At 60.2% G+C, this 4,216-nt stretch carries 4 protein-coding genes and 1 pseudogene; 3 read left to right on the forward strand and 2 right to left on the reverse strand.

All coding sequences use genetic code 11. The features are described from left to right. Window positions 1-522: 522 nt before the first annotated feature. Both mnmA and JWR14_RS36905 read right to left on the reverse strand, forming a co-directional pair. Window positions 523-1,683: pseudogene (gene mnmA / locus JWR14_RS36900) on the reverse strand (tRNA 2-thiouridine(34) synthase MnmA); the annotation flags it as partial. A gap of 30 nt (window positions 1,684-1,713) precedes the next feature. Next, window positions 1,714-2,199: an NUDIX hydrolase gene (locus tag JWR14_RS36905; RefSeq protein ID WP_299719458.1), complete on the reverse strand. Its 486-nt coding sequence runs from the start codon at window positions 2,197-2,199 to the stop codon at window positions 1,714-1,716. 221 nt (window positions 2,200-2,420) lie between these two features. Between JWR14_RS36905 and JWR14_RS36910 the strand changes: the two genes are divergently transcribed. From JWR14_RS36910 to JWR14_RS36920, 3 genes are all read left to right on the forward strand, one after another. Further along, window positions 2,421-3,572 carry a Re/Si-specific NAD(P)(+) transhydrogenase subunit alpha gene (locus tag JWR14_RS36910; protein ID WP_299719460.1) on the forward strand — a complete coding sequence of 384 codons (1,152 nt, stop codon included), beginning with the start codon at window positions 2,421-2,423 and terminating at the stop codon, window positions 3,570-3,572. A 1-nt stretch (window position 3,573) separates the two neighbouring features. Beyond that, complete coding sequence (locus JWR14_RS36915) at window positions 3,574-3,903, forward strand: NAD(P) transhydrogenase subunit alpha (RefSeq protein WP_299719462.1); 330 nt, start codon at window positions 3,574-3,576, stop codon at window positions 3,901-3,903. Further along, the coding region (locus tag JWR14_RS36920; protein ID WP_299719464.1) for an NAD(P)(+) transhydrogenase (Re/Si-specific) subunit beta at window positions 3,900-4,216 on the forward strand (317 nt) is incomplete at its 3' end. The genes JWR14_RS36915 and JWR14_RS36920, both read left to right, overlap by 4 nt.

Consider the following 4,216-nt stretch of genomic DNA (forward strand, 5'->3'; position numbering starts at 1 on the left):
TCGAGCAATTGCTCGCGTACGGTATTTTTATCGGGGGTTTTGTCGGTATTCATTTCGGTTCTGGCTCACTACTTCCACAGGGTTTGTTGGGCTCGTGCTGCCTCGTTGGCAGAGTGACGGTCCGACCGGCTCACACCGACCCGCCGCGCAAATCTGAAGCACGTTGCTCGGTTCGTCTTGCGTCGTACTTGCAATTCATATCGTCGCCGACTCATTCTTACCGACTCATCCTTACCGACTCACCGCCATCCACAGCGATAATTTATCTATTAGAAGATAGATAGTCAAGCCCCTGATGGAACTTTCTGGGGACTTTTTTGGAGAGTTTCAGACACTTTTTTGGAGGTTTTTCATCACATAGCCGCAATTTTTTCCTTCTGGACTGCTCAGAAGGCCCCCACCCTTACCGGGTATGTACCGATTTTTTATGAATTACTGATTCGACCGTGTTTCCTGCAAGCTCTGCGCAAGAAAAAGCGGGCCGCAGCCCGCTCCCAACCAGCGCGATCATCCAAAGGAAGACTACCTTGCCGTGAGCAAGGCGGCTCCAGCGTCGCGTCGCACAGGTTGGGCAGTTGCGGCTGATTCAATGATCCCGCCACCCAGACACACATCGCCCTGATAAAGCACGGCTGATTGCCCGGGCGTGACGGCCCATTGGGCGTCGTCGAAACGGAGTTCAAAGCGGCCATCCGCCGGTCCCGACGCACCCACCACGCAAGGCGCATCCGACTGCCTATACCGCGTCTTGGCCGCGCAAACGGTGCCTTCGACCGGCGCCGCCCCCGCGACCCAACTGGTATTGCCGGCCACGAGCGAGTGCGACAGCAGCCACGGATGGTCATGCCCCTGCACCACGTACAGCGTGTTCGACGCCATGTCCTTGCCCGCGACAAACCACGGGTCGCCGCTGCCGTCCTTGCTGCCGCCGAGCCCGATGCCTTTACGCTGGCCGAACGTATAGAACGCGAGACCGACGTGCTCGCCGATCACTCGGCCGTCGGGTGTTTTCATCGGACCGGGTTGCGTCGGCAGGTAGCGGTTCAGGAACTCGCGAAACGGCCGTTCTCCGATAAAACAAATGCCCGTGGAATCCTTCTTCGCCGCATTCGGCAAGCCGATCTGCGCCGCGATTTCGCGAACCTTCGTCTTGGGCATCTCGCCGAGAGGAAATAGTGTCTTCGACAACTGCGCCTGATTCAGCCGATGCAAAAAGTACGATTGATCCTTGGTCGAATCAGTGGCTTTGAGTAGCTCGAACAGCCCGTCACGCTCACGCACGCGGGCGTAGTGCCCCGTCGCGATGGTTTCACCGCCCAGCGACATTGCGTGGTCGAGGAAAGCTTTGAACTTGATCTCGGCGTTGCACAGCACGTCCGGATTCGGCGTACGGCCGGCCGAATATTCGCGCAGGAACTCCGCGAACACGCGATCCTTGTATTCGGCGGCGAAGTTGACCGCTTCCACGTCGATGCCGATCAGGTCCGCCACCGACACCACGTCGATCCAGTCCTGCCGCGTCGAGCAGTACTCGCTGTCGTCGTCATCTTCCCAGTTCTTCATGAACAGGCCGATGACGTCGTAGCCCTGCTCCTTGAGCAGCCATGCGGTCACCGACGAATCCACGCCGCCCGACATGCCCACCACGACCTTCTGTTTTCCGGCCTTGCTCATTGCTCTCTCTAAGTTACTTACCTTAGGTTGAAATCCAGCCTAGGTTCCAGCATGCACCGGCGCGACCGAGTGCGTATGAATGAAGTCGAGCGGCACGCGGCGCCCGGCGAGATAGTGTTCGAGGCATTCCAGCACGGCTGGCGACCTGTGCCGGTCGGCGCATGCGCGCAATTCGTCAGCGGTCAGCCAGATGGCCCGCACGATGCCCGCGTCCAGCGCCATGCCCGGCACCTCGCCCGACGTCGTGCCACAGAACGTAAACCGCAAATACGTGACCGATCTTCCCGGCCGTTCGAAGTGCGTGAGATACGTGCCGACAAGCGCTTCCGGCTCAAAACGGTGTGCCGTTTCCTCGAGCGTCTCGCGCTTCACGGCGTCGACGAGTGTTTCTCCCGCTTCCAGATGTCCGGCCGGCTGATTAATCTTGAGCCCGTCCGGCGTGTGTTCCTCGATCACGAGAAAGCGCCCGTCGCGCTCCACAATTGCGGCGACCGTCACGCGCGGTGTCCATCGTTCTGGTTTCATGGGACGGTATTTTACCGTTTTGCGCGTTTTTACGTCGCCCGCGGAGTTCGTGCATGTTGTTGTCCGATCGCGTCATTTTTCACAAATGTTTCGGTTACAGTGACGATCAGTCGCAAATAACAGCTTAAATAACCGCTTAATCACGTGCAGGATTGTTGCTGCCAATACGCGAGCGACTACGCACGGCCATATCAAAAACTAGAACGTGAGGAGGATTGAAGATGCATATCGGAGTGCCTGCCGAAACGCGGGCGAACGAGGCGCGCGTCGCCGCCACGCCGGAGACGGTCAAGAAGCTCGTGTCGCAAGGTCACCGGGTCACGGTGCAGCGCGGCGCGGGTGTGCCAGCGAGTTATATCGACGATGCCTTCGCCGCTGCCGGCGCCGAGCTGGTCGATGCCAACACCGCGTTCGCCGCTGATCTCGTCCTCAAGGTTCATTCGCCCAACGAAGCCGAGTTGCCGCTATTCAAACCGGGCGCGTTCCTCGCCGGCATGCTCGACCCGTTCAACGCCGAGAACAACGCGCGTCTGGCCGCTTCGGGCATCACCGCATTCGCACTGGAAGCCGCGCCGCGTACCACGCGAGCGCAGAGCCTCGACGTGCTGTCGTCGCAGGCGAATATCGCCGGGTACAAGGCCGTGCTGGTCGCAAGCAATATCTATCAGCGCTTCATGCCGATGCTGATGACCGCCGCCGGCACCGTCAAAGCTGCGCGCGTGCTCGTGCTCGGCGCGGGCGTGGCGGGATTGCAGGCTATCGCCACGGCCAAGCGGCTCGGCGCGGTGATCGAAGCCTCCGATGTGCGTCCTGCGGTGAAGGAGCAGATTGAATCGCTGGGCGCGAAGTTCCTCGATGTCCCCTACGAAACCGATGAAGAACGCGAAGCCGCGGTCGGCGTTGGCGGTTACGCGCGTCCCATGCCGCCAAGCTGGCTCGCGCGGCAATCCGTGCTGGTGGCCGAACGTGCAAAAAACGCCGATATCGTCATCGCGACCGCGCTGATTCCCGGCCGTCCCGCGCCTACGTTGATCGCGGCGGAAACCGTCCAGGCGATGAAACCGGGCTCGGTCATCGTCGATCTGGCGGCGGGACGCGGCGCCGAATACGAAGGTCGTCGTGGCGGCAACTGTCCGCTCACCGAAGTCGATCAGGTCGTGATGAAGCACGGTGTGCATCTGGTCGGCTACACCAACCTCCCTTCCATGGTCGCCACCGATGCCTCCGCCCTCTACGCCCGCAACCTGCTTGATTTCATCAAGTTGATTGTGACGAAGGAAGGGACGCTGAACATCGATATGGCCGACGATATAGTCGCCGCAACGCTCCTGTGCCGCGACGGCCAGGTCACGCGCGGGATAAAAGGAGACTGACATGGAACTCGTAAATCACACGGTCATCAACCTGATCATCTTCGTGCTGGCGATCTACGTCGGCTATCACGTGGTGTGGAACGTCACGCCCGCATTGCACACGCCTTTGATGGCGGTGACGAACGCGATTTCGGCGATCGTTATCGTCGGCGCGATGCTCGCTGCTGGCCTGACGATTGGCGATGCCGGCAAGTTCTTCGGCACCCTCGCGGTTTTGCTGGCGGCCGTCAACGTGTTCGGCGGCTTCCTGGTCACGCGGCGAATGCTCGAGATGTTCAAGAAGAAAGCGCCCAAGCAAATTACTAACGCTTCTAAGGGGACCGCGCAATGAGCATGAGCGTTGTCACTCTCCTGTATCTCATCGCCTCGGTGTGTTTCATCCAGGCGCTCAAAGGGCTGTCGAATCCGAAGACGGCGCGTATCGGCAATACGTTCGGCATGGCCGGCATGGCCATCGCGATTCTCACGACCATCGCGTTGATCGTGAAGCAGGCTGCGGCGCTGGGATCGGATCTGTCGCTGGGGCTTGGCTTGCTGTTCGGGGCGCTCGTGGTCGGCGGTGCGGTTGGTGCGTACGTCGCGGCGAAAGTCGAGATGACGAAGATGCCGGAACTCGTCGCCGCGATGCACTCGCTGATCGGTCT

Origin of the sequence: Caballeronia sp. (genome assembly GCF_028292365.1) — a bacterium.
Lineage (GTDB): Bacteria > Pseudomonadota > Gammaproteobacteria > Burkholderiales > Burkholderiaceae > Caballeronia.